The 14,465-nt window shown below is 64.7% G+C and carries 16 protein-coding genes; 9 read left to right on the plus strand and 7 right to left on the minus strand.

Features of this window, described 5'->3' with window-relative positions:
* Positions 1-237: 237 nt before the first annotated feature.
* Positions 238-519, minus strand: a complete 282-nt coding sequence (locus tag SD196_RS00340; RefSeq protein WP_331315226.1) for a type II toxin-antitoxin system RelE/ParE family toxin — start codon at positions 517-519, stop codon at positions 238-240.
* Complete coding sequence (locus tag SD196_RS00345; RefSeq protein ID WP_275609514.1) at positions 516-743, minus strand: CopG family ribbon-helix-helix protein; 228 nt, start codon at positions 741-743, stop codon at positions 516-518. The genes SD196_RS00340 and SD196_RS00345 overlap by 4 nt, the downstream gene beginning before the upstream one ends.
* 264 nt (positions 744-1,007) lie before the next feature.
* On the opposite strand from SD196_RS00345, the gene SD196_RS00350 reads away from it, so the two are divergent.
* The 5 genes from SD196_RS00350 to SD196_RS00370 all read left to right on the plus strand — a co-directional run bounded on the left by SD196_RS00350 (position 1,008) and on the right by SD196_RS00370 (position 5,522).
* The gene (locus SD196_RS00350) at positions 1,008-2,393 is read left to right on the plus strand and encodes a sodium:solute symporter (RefSeq protein ID WP_331315228.1); all 1,386 of its coding nucleotides are present in this window, start codon (positions 1,008-1,010) and stop codon (positions 2,391-2,393) included.
* Between the two features lie 26 nt (positions 2,394-2,419).
* Positions 2,420-3,376 (plus strand): agmatinase, encoded by a 957-nt coding sequence (speB, locus tag SD196_RS00355; protein WP_275609516.1) that lies wholly within the window; start codon positions 2,420-2,422, stop codon positions 3,374-3,376.
* Positions 3,377-3,451: 75 nt separating this feature from the next.
* Positions 3,452-4,378, plus strand: coding sequence for a LysR family transcriptional regulator (locus SD196_RS00360; RefSeq protein ID WP_343576081.1), 927 nt, complete (start codon positions 3,452-3,454; stop codon positions 4,376-4,378).
* Positions 4,375-5,106 (plus strand): phytanoyl-CoA dioxygenase family protein, encoded by a 732-nt coding sequence (locus tag SD196_RS00365; protein WP_343576083.1) that lies wholly within the window; start codon positions 4,375-4,377, stop codon positions 5,104-5,106. Before SD196_RS00360 ends, SD196_RS00365 begins: the two co-directional genes overlap by 4 nt.
* Positions 5,107-5,120: 14 nt before the next feature.
* On the plus strand, positions 5,121-5,522 hold the full coding sequence (locus tag SD196_RS00370; protein ID WP_343576085.1) for a GFA family protein: 402 nt from the start codon (positions 5,121-5,123) through the stop codon (positions 5,520-5,522).
* Positions 5,523-5,760: 238 nt separating this feature from the next.
* Here SD196_RS00370 and SD196_RS00375 read toward each other — a convergent pair whose 3' ends face one another.
* The 5 genes from SD196_RS00375 to SD196_RS00395 all read right to left on the minus strand — a co-directional run bounded on the left by SD196_RS00375 (position 5,761) and on the right by SD196_RS00395 (position 9,078).
* On the minus strand, positions 5,761-7,719 hold the full coding sequence (locus tag SD196_RS00375; RefSeq protein WP_343576087.1) for a DUF4105 domain-containing protein: 1,959 nt from the start codon (positions 7,717-7,719) through the stop codon (positions 5,761-5,763).
* Positions 7,716-8,051, minus strand: coding sequence for a DUF2388 domain-containing protein (locus tag SD196_RS00380; RefSeq protein ID WP_343576090.1), 336 nt, complete (start codon positions 8,049-8,051; stop codon positions 7,716-7,718). The genes SD196_RS00375 and SD196_RS00380 overlap by 4 nt, the downstream gene beginning before the upstream one ends.
* A 37-nt stretch (positions 8,052-8,088) precedes the next feature.
* Complete coding sequence (locus SD196_RS00385; protein WP_331315239.1) at positions 8,089-8,382, minus strand: DUF2388 domain-containing protein; 294 nt, start codon at positions 8,380-8,382, stop codon at positions 8,089-8,091.
* A gap of 100 nt (positions 8,383-8,482) precedes the next feature.
* Positions 8,483-8,803, minus strand: coding sequence for a DUF2388 domain-containing protein (locus SD196_RS00390; protein ID WP_275609523.1), 321 nt, complete (start codon positions 8,801-8,803; stop codon positions 8,483-8,485).
* 89 nt (positions 8,804-8,892) lie between these two features.
* Positions 8,893-9,078, minus strand: coding sequence for a DUF1127 domain-containing protein (locus SD196_RS00395; protein ID WP_331315241.1), 186 nt, complete (start codon positions 9,076-9,078; stop codon positions 8,893-8,895).
* Positions 9,079-9,363: 285 nt separating this feature from the next.
* Here SD196_RS00395 and SD196_RS00400 point away from each other — a divergent pair, with 285 nt between their 5' ends.
* From SD196_RS00400 to SD196_RS00415, 4 genes are all read left to right on the plus strand, one after another.
* Complete coding sequence (locus SD196_RS00400; protein WP_343576094.1) at positions 9,364-10,803, plus strand: glycosyltransferase; 1,440 nt, start codon at positions 9,364-9,366, stop codon at positions 10,801-10,803.
* The gene (locus SD196_RS00405; protein WP_343576097.1) at positions 10,800-12,287 is read left to right on the plus strand and encodes a glycosyltransferase; all 1,488 of its coding nucleotides are present in this window, start codon (positions 10,800-10,802) and stop codon (positions 12,285-12,287) included. The genes SD196_RS00400 and SD196_RS00405 overlap by 4 nt, the downstream gene beginning before the upstream one ends.
* A 40-nt stretch (positions 12,288-12,327) precedes the next feature.
* Positions 12,328-13,158: a class I SAM-dependent methyltransferase gene (locus SD196_RS00410; protein WP_343576099.1), complete on the plus strand. Its 831-nt coding sequence runs from the start codon at positions 12,328-12,330 to the stop codon at positions 13,156-13,158.
* 72 nt (positions 13,159-13,230) lie between these two features.
* Complete coding sequence (locus SD196_RS00415) at positions 13,231-14,448, plus strand: acyltransferase family protein (protein WP_416310946.1); 1,218 nt, start codon at positions 13,231-13,233, stop codon at positions 14,446-14,448.
* Positions 14,449-14,465: the final 17 nt, after the last annotated feature.

The raw sequence follows: 14,465 nt of genomic DNA on the forward strand, positions 1-14,465 counted from the left end.
CGAAAAAAGTCCGCAAAAACGAAAAAACCCGGCCTTGGCCGGGTTTTTTGTTGCCTGGAAAAAGTCAGTCGTCGCTCAGCGTGAATGACTAGCTCAGTCTTATTTGTTTGTATTTTGTTCATATCGTTTAGAAGTGAACATTAAATGACCAATTATGCATCTTACGGTTATTTGTATGATTTTCGATCAAATCGAAAAGTCAATACTTTGAAATATTTTGTAACCGTGTGGCCACTTTTACCCCAAGTTATCCACACGGTCGATGCGCAAAATCTGTACAGAACGCCCCTTTACCCGGTAGGCGGCCTGGTAGGGCCAGCGCTCGACCGGCAATTCCCGGACGCCGGGCACTTCGCTGGGCACGCCGCTGCTGCTCAGGTCGAGGTTCGCCAGCGGACGAACCTGCTCGACGATGTCCTGGATGGCCCGCAGCGCCTTCTCCGGGCCGATCAGCACGACGTAGTGGTCATAGATGGCGTCCAGGTCGCCCGCCGCCTTGTGCGTCCACTTCAGGCTCATGCCAGCCCCCACTTGGCTTCGATGACGGCGTGTTCCAGCAGGTGGCCGGCATCGGCGTCTGCCACGCCTTCATCGATGGCCGCGACGTGCCAGCTCTGGCGCTCCAGGTACTGCGCCAGGGCCTGGCGCAGGTGATACGGCCGGTCCCGGTGGGTGGCGCGGGCCAGCTGGTCCAGGGCCTGGACGAGGGCGTCATCGGCGCGGAAGGAGACAACGGTGGTCACTTTTCGTACAGTTCCGTTTACGCTGTATACAGTGTTTACAACGATAACATACGTATACGAATCAAGCACTTGGCGGGGTAGAAGTTTTTTCCCGACGGGAGCCGGAGGAGGGGGCAAAGCCCCGTCTGGCAAGGGCTGACGGGGCACTTTCGCGGCAGCGAAAGTTGGCTTCAGGCTTTGGGGATTTGCCGGGAGGAGGTGGCGGATCAGGCTTTTCCGGGCAACGGCCTGCGTCCCACACAACTACAACAGGAGCCTCCCGCCATGTTGCTCGATTACCTGATCATGCTGGTCTACGCCCTGGGCATGCTCGCCCTGGGCTGGTACGGAATGCGCAAGGCGCGCAACCAGACCGACTTCCTCGTGGCGGGGCGCCGCCTCGGCCCCGGTCTCTACCTGGGCACCATGGCGGCCGTGGTGCTGGGCGGCGCGTCCACCATCGGTACGGTGAAGCTCGGCTACCTCTACGGGCTGTCCGGCCTGTGGCTGGTGTTCATGCTGGGCCTGGGGATCATCCTCCTCAGCCTGGTGTTCTCGCGGCAGATTGCCAGGCTGAAGGTCTACACCGTCACGCAGATCCTGGAGCAGCGCTACCAGGCGTCCTCGCGACTGATCGGTGGCATCGTCATGGTGGCTTACGACCTGATGGTGGCGGTCACCGCGACCATCGCCATCGGCTCGGTGACCGAGGTGGTCTTCGAGATCCCGCGCATCCCGGCGATCCTCTGCGGTGGTGGCATCGTCATCGTCTATTCGGTGATCGGTGGCATGTGGTCGCTGACCCTCACCGACATCATCCAGTTCGTGATCAAGACCCTCGGCATCTTCGCCGTGCTGCTGCCGCTGTCGATCCACGAGGCGGGCGGCCTGTCACGCATGCAGGAAGTGCTGCCGGCGGGCTTCTTCGACCTCGGGCACATTGGCCTGGACACCATCCTCACCTACTTCCTGCTGTACTTCTTCGGCGCGCTGATCGGCCAGGACATCTGGCAGCGCGTGTTCACCGCGCGCAGCGAGAAGGTGGTGCGCTACGCCGGCCTCGGCGCTGGCATCTACTGCATGCTCTACGGCCTGGCCTGCGCGTTGATCGGGGCCGCCGCCCACGTGCTGATTCCCAACCTCGCGGTACCGGAGAACGCCTACGCCGAGATTACCCGCCAGGTGCTCGAACCCGGCCTGCGTGGATTGGTGGTCGCGGCGGCGCTGTCGGCCATCATGTCCACCGCATCGGGCTGCCTGCTGGCCGCCGCCACGGTGTTGCAGGAGGACGTCTACGCGCGCTTCCTGCGTCCCGGCGCGCCCAACGGCCTGCGCGAGAGCCGCCTGTTCACCCTCCTGATGGGCGTGGTGATGCTGGCCCTGGCGTGCCTGGTCAACGACGTCATCGGCGCCCTGAGCATTGCCTACAACCTGCTGGTCGGCGGGCTGCTGGTGCCGATCCTCGGTGCGCTGCTGTGGCGCCGCGCCTCGGCGCGCGGAGCGATCGCCAGCATCGTGGTCGGCAGCCTGGTGGTGGTCCTGTTCATGGCCATCGACGGCGTGCTCGCCAACACCCCCATCGCCTATGGCCTGCTCGCCAGCCTGGTCACCTTCGTGGTGGTCAGCCTCGCCGGCGAGCCGGCCGCCAGCCTGCAGGCACAGGCCGACTGACCCCTTCACCCATCAGGAGACCCGACATGTCCCATGACTTCCCGCAACCCCTGGACGCCGCCGAGATTCCCCGCTTCGCCGGCATCCCCAGCTTCATGCGCCTGCCGATCTTCGAGGACCCGGCACAGTTGGACATCGCGCTGCTCGGCGTGCCCTGGGATGGCGGCACCACCAACCGCGCCGGCGCCCGTCATGGTCCGCGCGAGGTGCGCAACCAGTCGAGCCTGATGCGCAAGGTGCACCACGTCAGCCACATTGCGCCCTACGACCTGGTGCGCGTCGGCGACATCGGCGATGCGCCGGTGAATCCCATCGACCTGCTGGATTCGCTCAAGCGCATCGAGGGCTTCTACCGGCGTATCCATGCCGCGGGGGCCATCCCGCTGTCGGTGGGCGGCGACCATCTGGTGACCCTGCCGATCTTCCGCGCGCTGGCCGCCGAGCGGCCCATCGGCATGGTGCATTTCGACGCCCACTCCGACACCAACGACCGCTATTTCGGCGATAACCCGTACACCCACGGCACGCCGTTCCGCCGCGCCATCGAGGAAGGGCTGCTGGACCCGAAACGTACCGTGCAGATCGGCATTCGCGGCTCGATCTATGACGCAAACGACGAAGCCTTCGCTCAGGAATGCGGCATCCGTGTGATCCACATGGAAGAGTTCGCCGACCTGGGTGTCGAGGCCACCCTCGCCGAAGTGCGCCGGGTGGTGGGGCAGGGGCCGACCTACGTCACCTTCGACGTCGACGTGCTCGATCCGGCCTTCGCGCCGGGCACCGGTACGCCGGAGATCGGTGGCATGACGACGCTGCAGGCGCAGCACATGATCCGCGGCCTGCAGGGGCTGAACCTGATCGGCGCCGATGTGGTGGAAGTCTCGCCGCCGTTCGACCAGGGCGGGGCGACCGCGCTGGTGGGCGCCACCATGATGTTCGAGCTGCTCTGCGTACTGGCCGACTCGATCGCTGCGCGCCGTTGACCGCCATGGGGGTTCACGTGGCGGCGCCCTCGGCGCTATAACGAAAGGCCTGCGCCCGCCGCCGCGAGAACTCCCATGCTGGGCAATCTTTCCGATGTCGACCTGCGCCTGCTGCGCATCTTCTGCACCATCGTCGAGGCGGGTGGCTTCACTGCCGCCCAGGTGCGCCTGAATACCAGCCTGTCGCGCTTGAGTGTGCTGGTGCGTGATCTCGAACTGCGCCTGGGCTATTCGCTGTGCCGGCGCGGCAGCAGTGGCTTCCAGCTGACCGAGGAAGGAGAGCAGCTCTATGAGGCGGCGCTCGGATTGTTCGTCGACATCGAGCGCTTTCGCGAGCAGGTGACGGGACTGGGTGGACGCGACCGCGAGGTTTTGCACCTGGGCTGCGTCGACGGCGTGCTCGGCCAGCAGTGCTGGCCGTTACCGCTGGCGATCCGGCTGTTCCGCGAGGGCAATCCGCGGGTGCGCCTGAACCTGCACACCCAACGTCCGGACGAGCTGGAAAACGCTGTGCTGGAAGAGCGCCTGCAGCTGGCCATCGGCGCCTTTCACCATCGCCTGTCCGGGCTCCGTTACCAACTGCTGTTCCGCGAGGAGCAGAACCTGTATTGCGCCCGCGAGCATCCGTTCTTCGAGCGTGCGGAAGACGAACCGTCGCTGGAGCAGATCTGCGCCGCCGAGTACGTCGGGCGCGGCTACATGGCCGAGAGCCGGCGTCCGCACGGCCTGGTGTTCAGCCACACCACCAATGCCTACAGCATGGAAGCCATCGCCAACCTGGTGTTCAGCGGTACCTTCATCGGCTACCTGCCGACCCACTACGCCAGCGAATGGGTGGCCGAGGGGCGCCTGCGGGCGATCCGTCCGGCGCAGCTGGCCTACGTCTCCGACTTCCACTGCGTGACTCGCCAAGGCGCGGAGCCGGGCGAGGCGCTGGGGGCGTTCCTCGATGCGCTGGCGCGCGCCCAGGCCGAACTGGGAAGCGGAGTGTGCGCCCCATGAGCCCTTTGCAGGCCCTGCACGAGGATGGCTTCGTCCTGCTGCGCGGCCTGCTGGATGCTGCGCAGATAGCCGAGGTGCGTAGGCTGATCGATGGCCTGCGGCCGCTCCACTGGGACTATGAGGGCCTGGTGGACCACTACAAGTGTGTGTTCAACCGCTCGCCGCTGTGGCTGCCGTATCTCGACCCGCCGGGCCTGATCGAGGTGGTGGAAGCGGCGCTGGGCGGGGATTGCCATGTGATCGGCCAGACGGCCTGGCGCTGCCATCCCGGCTTCATCGGCGCGGAGATGCATCAGGACTACCTGCCCGTCGCGCTGCCGGAACAGCTGCTGGCGTCGGGATTCGACCTGCCGATGTTCATCGCTACCGCGCAGATCTACCTCGACGACATCGACGGGGCGCTGTGCCCGACCTGGGTGATTCCCGGCAGCCATCGAGCCGGCCGCGCGCCGGCGCCCGATGAGCGCGAATGGCAGGGTAGGGCGGCCAGGCCGGTGCTCTGCCAGGCTGGCGACTGCCTGCTGTTTCGCAGTGACCTGTGGCATGCCGGCAGCCGCAACCTGAGCCAGCGCACGCGTTACCTGCTGCAAGTGCACTATGGCCGGCGGATGGTTGCGCAGAAGTTCTCGCCCTATCTGGACTGGGCTTTCAACCCGGAGGTGCTGGCGGCCTGTACGCCACGACAGCGGCGGCTGCTGGGCGACCACGAGGCCGCCGAATACGACTGAACCAGGAGGACTCCATGGCTGCTGTGCATGCCGGTGGCTGCCATTGCGGGCAGGTCCGCTACGAATGCGACGCCGAGTTGAACGACGTCGCCCATTGCCACTGCTCGATCTGCCGGCGCACCACCGGCGGCATCGTCACCACCTGGGTCACGGTGCCGCTGGGGAGTTTCCGCTGGACCGCCGGCACACCGGCCGAATACCGCTCTTCGCCGCCTTGCGTGCGCTACTTCTGTGTCAACTGCGGGGCGCAGCTGGCGCTGTTCACTGACCTCGCACCGGACACCCTGGACCTCACTACCGCGACGTTGGATGACGTGGCCGAGGTGCTGCCGAACCGGCATATCTGGGTGAAGAGCCGGCTGCCATGGATTCATCTGGATGAGCAACTGCCTGAAGAGCGTGAAGAGAAGCTCTGAGGCCAGTGGCAGGGGATTTCGCACATTGCCGCGATTCGGCCGAAGTCGCCTGGGTTCGTGTAGGGCGTATAACGTTCGACGTTATACGCCGGTTATCCTCGATTTCCGGGCGCTCCGAGCGTAGCCCTGGCACGGGGGCAGTTGCGGTGCATCGGCGTACAACCGCGAACGGTTGTACGCCCTACCGTGGAGATCCGCGCATAGGAGCGGATTTATCCGCGATACGGCTTGAGAAGCCTCAGGGCAACTCCAACCCGCCGGCCGCCTTGTGCAGCGCGCGCAGGTGCGCGCCGATCTGCTTGGTGTTGGCCTCCAGTGCCGCCAGTTCGGCGCGGCGCTCGGGCGTCAGCAGGGCGCGCACTTCGCGGTCGAGGTTGTCGCTGAGCTGACGCAGGCGCTTCTGCCGTTGCTGCGTCTGCTGCTCGAGGGTGACGGTTTCCTTCGCCTGGGGCAGTCCGTAGCCGCCGTCGAGCAGCTCTGCCGGGCGGCTGAGGAAGCCGCTGTCGTCGAGGATCTGCTGCAGCGTCTTGCCGGCGGTGGCCAGCCGGGTGTCAGCGCTCAGGTCGTCGCGGTTGCTCAGGTAGAGCTGCTTGAGTTCGTCCTGGGCCAGTAGCAGTTGGCGGCGCAGCGAGGCCTGTTCGAGCAGGAGCAGGGCGGCGCTAGCGCGCAGGTCGGCCTTGTCGAACCAGGGGCGGCGCTCGGTGGCGGGCAGCGCGAGCCAGTCTTCGACCTTGTCCTGGCGGATGTCCAGGCGCTTCTTCAGCACGTCGAACATAGCCTGGTAGCGGTCGCGGAAGGAGTCGAAGCGATAGCCCAGGCGCAGGGCTTCCTTGGGGTTGTCCAGCACGCTCGGGTCAGCGATCCCCTGGTTCTCCAGCAGGCCGAGCACGCCATAGGGGGTGATGCTGTCCATGTTCTGCAGGCTTTGCCGCTGGATGCCGCTGCGCAGCAGCTTCAGGGTCTCCACGGCGCAGTTGTTGGACAGGAAGTAGTAGTTGCCGTCGTAGCTCCAGTGGCTCTGCGCGGAGCGCTCCACCAGGCTGTTGATCTCTTCGCGGTTCAGGCGCAGCGGGATCGAGGCCAGGCTGCGCAGCTCGACCTTGGTGTATTCCTCGATCACCTGCGACAGCGGCAGCACGAAGAGTCGCGACGGATAGGCGCCGGTCAGGCCGTCCCAGCTGGAGAGCTGCAGGTCGCCGACGAAGGCGCGGTAGGAGAGCACCAGGTGCCGGTCGAGGTCCAGGCGGCAGTCCGGCCCGCGCGGGCGGCCAGGCGCGCAGACGACCAGGCGCAGCATGGTGTGCCCCCAGCGGCTGGCGATGTCGGCGTTGGCCTCGGCGATGAAGTAGTCCACCTCGTAGACGCGCTCCGGGTCGAGGTAGCCCAGCGGCTGCTGGCCGAAGTCGCGGCCGGCGTTGAGGTAGGCATAGCTGCTGGCGCAGGCGTCGTGCGGGCGCTCGCCGAAGCGTGCGGCGTAGTAGCGGTACAGCGCGGGGCGGCGGCAGGCGTAGCTCGGGTCGAGGAGGAAATACTCCATGTTCACCGCGACGTATTCGCGCGGGTTGCTCAGCTCATAGCTGTCCGGGCTGCGCAGGACGAAACGATTGTGCTGCTCGCGTTCGCCATGTTTGCCGGCGTACTGCGGCCAGCCGGCGAGGTCGAGCAGGCGCGGGTCGTCCGACAGCGTGAAGCGGCGAGCGGTCTGGCCGCGGCATTCGTCGGGCGCGCCGACACGCCCCAGGCTCTTGTCGCGCAGGGTACAGCGGCGGATGACGCGGGCTTCATCGGCGTCCCACAGGCGGGCGCGGTCGTAGACGTGGGTCAGTTCGTGGAGCAGGGCGGCCAGCAGTTCGCGGCGCAGGGTGCCGTGGGTGCGCCCGGTCTGCTGGGTAGCGGCGCTGCCGTCGGTGAGCGCGGCGAGGTAGCGGGTGCTGAGGGCGATGGCGTCGGGGCGCAGGGCGCGGCCCATGCCGTTGCTGGGCAGGTCTTCGCGCCATTGCACCTCGACCTTGCGGTCGAGGCGCTCGACGAAGGTGGCCGGCAGGGTCTGCAGGGCCTCGTCCAGCAGTTGCTGGCTGGCCTGGCGCTGGGCGCCGGTCAATCCGTCAGTGTCGAGCTCCAGGCGGAGCGAGGCTTGGCTGCTGGCGGCGACGATCAGTGCAAGGGCCGCCAGCCAGCGGCCAACCCGGAGCCTCACAGAGCGAGGATGGCTTCGGCCAGGGCCTGGTCGGAGGCCTCACGCGCCTGCGGCACGTCTTCGCGCAGCACCTTGAACGCGGCTTCCAGCTGGGCGCCGCGAATGGCGCCGTCGCTGCCGACGAAGCTGGCGGCGTCGTCACGGGCTTCCTGTACGACCTTCATGTCGCGCACGGAGGTGGTGGTGTCCGAGGTGAAGTCGATGCTGCGGGCGAAGGCGTTGGTGGTGATGTTGAACACGCGAATCACCGACTGCGCCTGGGCGCCGGAAGCGCAGGCAGCGAGCAGCAGGCCGAGGATCAGGGGGCTCTTGGGGATCGAGCAGAGGCGCATGGATGTCTCCGAAAGGGCAGCGGGAGCTGCTCACGACTTATTGGGCAAGAATCGCTTCGGCCAGTTCCCGATCATTCGCCGCGAGTGCCGGGTGCTGCTCGCGCAGCCAGTGCAACGCTGCTTCGAGACGGGCGCCGCGCAGCTCGCCACCGGTGGCGATGAACCCTGCCGCATCGTCACGAGCGCTGCGCAGCAGCTTGTTCTCGAACGGCGTGCTGGTCAGTTTGCTGGTGACATAGCTGGTCCCTACCGGGAACTGGGTCGTCTGGTCGAATGCCTGGGCAGGCAGGGTGCAGAACAACAGCGGTAGCAGGAGCAGTAGAGGGCGCATGGGCGGAGATGATCGGAAAAGCACGACCGCCAAGGCTAACGGAATGCGTGGCCGAGGGCCAGCGCGACGCGCCGGGCGGAGCGCCCGGCGCGGGGAGGCATCAGATGGTCAGGATGGCCTGTGCCAGCTGCTGGTCGTTGGCCGCCAGGGTCGGCATCTTGGTGCGGATGTGGCGCAGGGCGGCTTCCAGATGGGCACCGCGGATGTCACCTTGGCTCGCCACGAAGGTCGCGGCGTCGTCCTTGGCTTCGAGAACGATCTTGTCGTCCTTGAAGGAGTTGCTGATGTTGGAGGTGGCATCGGAGGTGGCGCCGGTGGCACGTACCGACAGGTCGGTGGTGTAGACGAAGCTGGTGGCGAAGGCGCCGGTGGCGCAGCCCAGCAGGGTGGCTGCGGCGATCAGTTGAAGGCTTTTCTTCATGGAGTGGCTCCGGATAAGGCAAAAAAGGTGGCCGGGAGGCCACTCTACTGGAGCACAGACTAGCCAAGACTGATTCGCATCACCAGAGGTCAGTGCCAGAATGGTTTCGAGATTTCGGCGACACGCTCGCTGGGGCTGATGCCGATGTCGGCCAGTTGGCGGCTGTCCAGCTCGGCCAACTGGCGGCGGGTGCGGGTGTTGTGCAGCCATTGCCGAAGAAGGCGCCAGGCATCGGTCGGTGCGGCCAGGTGCGGGGCGGGCAGGGTGCGTTCCATGGCGATGTCCTCCAGCTGTGTGGGAAGCGAGCGGCCTTGGAGGTCATGATTTCGTACCGGGGGTCTGACTCTCCAGTCACAGCGGAGGACGATTGTTCTGGGTCAGTTCCAGGAAGTTCGCAACTGTATTGCTCTGTTATCGCGCCATCTGTACTCGCGGCGGAAAGGCTCTTGCCAGCGAGCCGAAGAACTGGTGCTATGCACCCCTTCCTTAGAAATTCGCAGTGGCGGCAACGGCTGCATCGATAATAAGAACCGCGCAGGAGCGGGGCCTGCGGTTGCATCATGATGGATACGCTCATTCTCATTGGCTCGAAGATCAGCCAGGACACCATCCACAGCTCGCTGGGCAAGCCGGAGTACAGTTACTACTTCCTGCTCAAGGAGTTCCTCCCGGCCCTGCGCCAGATCGGGACTGTCGTCGAAGTCCGTTGTCTGGATGAAGTCGAAAGCCTTTATGAGCACCATCGTGCTTCCCGTCCTGTGGTGTTCATCAGCGTCAGCCCGCCACAACAGACGCCGCTGGGGCTGAGCTGCCCCACCATCCCGCTGTTCGCCTGGGAGTTCGACAGCCTGCCCAATGTGGCCTGGGAGGGCGACCCGCGCAACGATTGGGGACATGTCTTCGAGCAGGTGCAAGGCGCCATTGCTACCAGCCGCGAGGCCGCTGCCCTGGTGTCCTCCGCCCATCACGGCCTGCCGGTTCTGGCCGTGCCGGCGCCGATCTGGGAGCGTTTCGGCGTGCCTGCCGACTCCGCCTGTCGACCAGGGCGTGGTGAGCGGAGAGTTCCGTTCAACGGCGTGGTGATCGACAGTCCGCTGCTGGGCTTGAGTGCCGACGGCCTGGTGCGGCGCCCTGAGGTCGCAGCATCGGTACCGCCCACATCAGAGTCGCAGCCGGCAAAGCCTTCGCGTTGGCAACAACGGGTGCAGGTGACCCGCGCGCTCTTCGAAGGTTGGAAGCGGGAAGTGCTTGGCGCCAAGTCGGAGCCAGTCTCCGTGGCGGCCGAGTCGGAAGCCCGAGAGATCAGCCTGTGCGGTGTGGTGTACACCACCGTGCTCAACCCCGCCGACGGTCGCAAGAACTGGATCGATCTGATCACCGCCTTCTGCTGGGCGTTCCGTGATACGCCCGATGCGGTGCTGCTGGTGAAGATGACCCATCACGACCTGGAGTATTACCGGGTGGTGCTGATGACCTTGCTTTCCCGCCTGGCACCCTTCGCCTGCCGCGTCGTGGTGTTGCACGGATTTCTCGAGGACGCGCAGTACCAGGCCATGGTCGCGGCCACCGACTACTACGTGAACGCGTCGTCCTGTGAGGGGTTGTGCCTGCCGCTGATGGAGTTCCTCTGTGCCGGTAAGCCGGCATTGGCCCCGAACCACACGGCGATGTCTGACTATCTGGATGAGCGCATGGGTTTCATCCTCGATGGAGCGCTAGAGCCCACCTGCTGGCCCCATGACCCTACCGGAATGCTGGTGACGCACCGGCACCGGCTCAACTGGGAGTCGCTGATGCAGGCCTTCCGCGACAGTTACGCGCTGGCGAACGAAGATCCGCAGGCATATGAGCGCATGTCTCGGGCGGCCCGCCTGCGGATGCAGAGTTTCTGCTCGATGGAGACGGTGGCCGATGCGCTGCAGGTCTTCCTTGCAGAGGTGTTGGGCATTTCTCGCCGAGCGCCGGAGCCAGTTCGGATGGCGGGAGGGCTGGCCGAATGAAGTTCCTCGTGTATTCGGAGGTCAATGCCAGCCGTATCGAAGCCAGTCTTGGGCTGCCGGATTACAGCTATTACTTCGTGCTCAAGGAGTTCCTGCCGCTGCTACGCGAGTTGGGCGAGGTGCAGGTCGTAGAGCGCTTGGAGCAGGTGGATCCGCTCTATTGTGAGGCGCAAGCGAGCGGCCAGGCGTGCGTATTCCTCAGTTTCATGCCGCCACACAAGACGCCCTCCGGGCTGGAGTGCCCGGTCATTCCGGTGTTCGCCTGGGAGTTCGACTCCATCCCCAATCAGTATTGGCTGGATGATGAGCAGCAGAATTGGGCTGAGGTACTGCGGCGCTGCGGCCGGGCGATCACCCATTCCGGGCTGACCGTCGAGGCCACACGCCGGGCAGTCGGCGATGATTTCCCGGTGGTGTCGATTCCGGCGCCGGTTTGGAACAAGTTCAGCGCTCTGCGCGTCCCGGCCGATGTCAGCGCGACGCTGCGAGTCCGCTCCGGCGTGGTGGTGGACAGTCACGACCTGGCCCTGGCGACTTATATCCCTGACGGCGATGCCGTAGCGCGTGCTGTCGCCGATGCTCGTGCCCGCGAGTTGCCGCCAGCCACCGGAGGTGCTCCGAGCGAAGCAGTGCCAGCTGTTCGCCAATCCTTCCTGCGCATCACCCTGCGTTATCTGGTTGAGTGGTATCGCCTGGTCTGGCAGATGCCGCAGCCGGCACCCGTGGCGGCGTCGATCGCTCCAATGGAGCCGCTGAATCCAGTGGAGCCGGGTCGCCTGCCTGGCGTCCAAGGCGATGGTGCGGATATGCCGCCACTGCCCGTAGGTGAGCACAGTCTGACTCTTTCCGGTGTGATCTTTACTGCCGTGTTCAACCCTTACGACGGACGCAAGAACTGGGTGGACATGCTCACCGCGTTCTGCACGGCCTTCCGCGACACGCCCGAGGCGACCTTGCTGTTCAAGCTGGGGCACCACGAATACGAGTCGGCAATGAACGACATGCTGATGTGCATGGCGCGTATGCCGGCGTTCAAGTGTCGTGTCGTGCTGTTGCACGGATACCTGGATCGCGCCGAGTTTGATGCGTTGATCCGCCATACCGCATTCATCGTCAATGCCTCCCATGGCGAGGGCCAGTGCCTGCCGCTGATGGAGTTCCTCAGTTGCGGCAAGCCGGCGGTCGCTCCGTGCCATTCGGCGATGGTCGACTACATCGATGATCAGGTCGCCTTCGTGGTGGATACGTGGCTGGACGCCACAGCCTGGCCGCATGATCCGCGGCTCGCCTATCGGACCTTGCGTCACCAGATCGACTGGGCATCGCTGGTGGAGGCTTATCGCGAGGCCTTCCAATGTTTCACCCGGCAGCCGGAGCTCTACCAGCGCATGTCGAACGCGGCTGCTGAACGGATGCGTGGACATTGCTCGCTGGAGGTCGGCCGCGATCGTCTCGAAGCGTTTCTGGCCGCGGTCGTCGCCTGAGCGGCGTCGCAGCACACACCTAGTCATAGCTGGAGCTGACATGCTGGAGTTCATCAAGAGCCTGGGCCGCAAGCCGGCGCCGGCCATCGAACCCGAACGCACGACCGATACGATAGCCGCACCGGCCGAGGATCTGTCGACACTGACCGATACCTATCTGAGCGGCTGGTTCCAGCAGGAGACCGACGAGCTGTTCGAGGGCTTTCCGATCAGAGCGCAGGATTCGGTTCTCGACATCGGATGCGGTGATGGTCCCTTCGTGCAGTTCTGCGCCCAGCGCGGTGCGGAGGTCATCTTCGCCGACATCGATGCCGACAAGGTCGCCGGCGTCGAGCGTGCGCTGCAGGGCTCCAAGGCCCGCGCCATGCTGCCGCTGGTGACCGATGCCAATCCGATTCCGCTGCCCGACGCGCGCGTCGACAAGATTGTGGCGATGGAGGTCCTGGAGCATGTGGAGGACCCCGCGCAATTTATGAGTGAGCTTGTCCGGGTAGGTAAGCCCGGCGCGCTTTACCTGATCACGGTGCCCGATCCGCTGGGGGAGAGCGTGCAGAAGGAACTGGCTCCGGCCGCCTATTTCGAGCACCCGAATCACATCCGTGTTTTCGAGCGAGCAGCTTTCGAACAGCTGATCCGCGACTCGGGCCTGATCATCGAGCGCCAAGCGCACTACGGCTTCTACTGGTCGGTGTGGTGGTTCTTCTTCTGGGCCTGCAAGCAGGACCTATCGCCGCCGTGGCACCCGTTGCTCGATAGCTGGACGCGCACCTGGAACATGCTGCTGGCGTCCGAAGACGGGCCGCGCATCAAGAAAGCCCTGGATAGGGCCATGCCCAAGAGCCAGGCGATCATTGCGCGCAAGCCGGGCTGACTGGGAGTAGATGGATTGAAGGGATTTGTGTGGTTTTTTCGGGTGTGATGTGAGGGGCGCAAAGTGACGGCGATGAATCAGGGAAAGAACCTTGAGATCGAGTATCTGCGAGCGGTCGCGATCGGTCTGACGCTGTTTAGTCATCTGCCGATGCTGATGCCGTTTGCCGAGGGCGCGTTCTCCAAGCTATTCAGTGTCTACATGCCGTGGACGGGCGTTGACCTGTTCTTCTGTATCTCTGGCTACATTGTTTGCAAGAGCTACCTGGACTTCTTCGACGACCATCGGCGACAGGGGCATTTCGTAGTGGCGGCGCAGTCCTTCTGGTTGCGGCGTATCTACCGTCTGCTGCCTACGGCCTGGCTGTGGATATTGATCCCGCTGGTGCTGTCGCTGGTATTCAACCAGAGCGGTGTGTTCGGCTCCTGGTTCGACAACTTGCGCAGCTTTACAGCGGTTGCGACCTTCAGCGGTAACCTGGCCAACCAGTACGGCGTTTTGCTAGGCCCCAATTCGGTGTACTGGAGCTTGGCACTGGAGGAGCAGTTCTATTTTGTACTGCCGTTCTTCCTGCTCTGCGTGACGGCTTTCCGCTGGCGGGTCGGGGTGCTGCTGATGCTGATTGCCGTCCAGTTCGCATTGGATCGCAACCCGTTCGGCACGTCGACAACTTCCATGCTCAGCTCCTTCCGCTTGGACGCGATGATGTGGGGAGTGCTGCTCTGCCTGGCTGGCCGCACCCGGTTGCTTCGTGACTTTGAACCCGTCTTCCTGGGGCAGAGCCTCTGGTCCCGCCTGCTCCTGGCTCTGTTCCTGTTCTACCTGCTGGGTGCCATTCCGGGCCAGATGATTGGCGTGCCCATCGCAGTCGGTCTGATTGCGATCATCGCACTGTTGCTGGTCTGGATCGCCAGCTACCAGAAGGGCTACCTGTTCTGCCCGGCGGCGCTGTCGCGGCCGATGCTCTGGCTCGGGTCACGCTCATACGGACTCTACGTGATCCATGTCTGTGCCTATCATGCGAGCCGAGAGCTGTGGCATCGCTACGCGGTGGCGCAGGGCGTTGAGCTGGACAAGTCGTTCGCCCTCGAACTGGGCGTGACGGCGGTACTACTGGCGCTGGTGGCTGCCGAACTCAATTATCGATTCGTCGAGCAGCCCTTGCGTCGCAAGGGGGCGGCAATAGCACGCCGGCGGTTGGAGACCCTAAGGGCTCATCCGGCACCGGTGGTTGGGTCGGTTGCCAGCGATGGCGCAGCCGATACGCTACTGCAATCCAGGGTGCCCTGATGCGCAGGGAAGCCCTC

It is taken from the genome of Pseudomonas macauensis, from assembly GCF_047902425.1.
Lineage (GTDB): Bacteria > Pseudomonadota > Gammaproteobacteria > Pseudomonadales > Pseudomonadaceae > Pseudomonas.

Coding starts and splice junctions, on each gene's coding strand:
- SD196_RS00410 (WP_343576099.1), top strand. CDS start 12,328: ATGCTGGAGTTCATCAAGAGCCTGGGCCGCAAGCCGGCGCCGGCCATC.
- SD196_RS00400 (WP_343576094.1), top strand. CDS start 9,364: ATGATGGATACGCTCATTCTCATTGGCTCGAAGATCAGCCAGGACACC.
- SD196_RS00395 (WP_331315241.1), bottom strand. CDS start 9,078: ATGGAACGCACCCTGCCCGCCCCGCACCTGGCCGCACCGACCGATGCC.
- speB (WP_275609516.1), top strand. CDS start 2,420: ATGTCCCATGACTTCCCGCAACCCCTGGACGCCGCCGAGATTCCCCGC.
- SD196_RS00350 (WP_331315228.1), top strand. CDS start 1,008: ATGTTGCTCGATTACCTGATCATGCTGGTCTACGCCCTGGGCATGCTC.
- SD196_RS00340 (WP_331315226.1), bottom strand. CDS start 519: ATGAGCCTGAAGTGGACGCACAAGGCGGCGGGCGACCTGGACGCCATC.
- SD196_RS00385 (WP_331315239.1), bottom strand. CDS start 8,382: ATGCGCCCTCTACTGCTCCTGCTACCGCTGTTGTTCTGCACCCTGCCT.
- SD196_RS00370 (WP_343576085.1), top strand. CDS start 5,121: ATGGCTGCTGTGCATGCCGGTGGCTGCCATTGCGGGCAGGTCCGCTAC.
- SD196_RS00405 (WP_343576097.1), top strand. CDS start 10,800: ATGAAGTTCCTCGTGTATTCGGAGGTCAATGCCAGCCGTATCGAAGCC.
- SD196_RS00380 (WP_343576090.1), bottom strand. CDS start 8,051: ATGCGCCTCTGCTCGATCCCCAAGAGCCCCCTGATCCTCGGCCTGCTG.
- SD196_RS00360 (WP_343576081.1), top strand. CDS start 3,452: ATGCTGGGCAATCTTTCCGATGTCGACCTGCGCCTGCTGCGCATCTTC.
- SD196_RS00415 (WP_416310946.1), top strand. CDS start 13,231: ATGAATCAGGGAAAGAACCTTGAGATCGAGTATCTGCGAGCGGTCGCG.
- SD196_RS00365 (WP_343576083.1), top strand. CDS start 4,375: ATGAGCCCTTTGCAGGCCCTGCACGAGGATGGCTTCGTCCTGCTGCGC.
- SD196_RS00390 (WP_275609523.1), bottom strand. CDS start 8,803: ATGAAGAAAAGCCTTCAACTGATCGCCGCAGCCACCCTGCTGGGCTGC.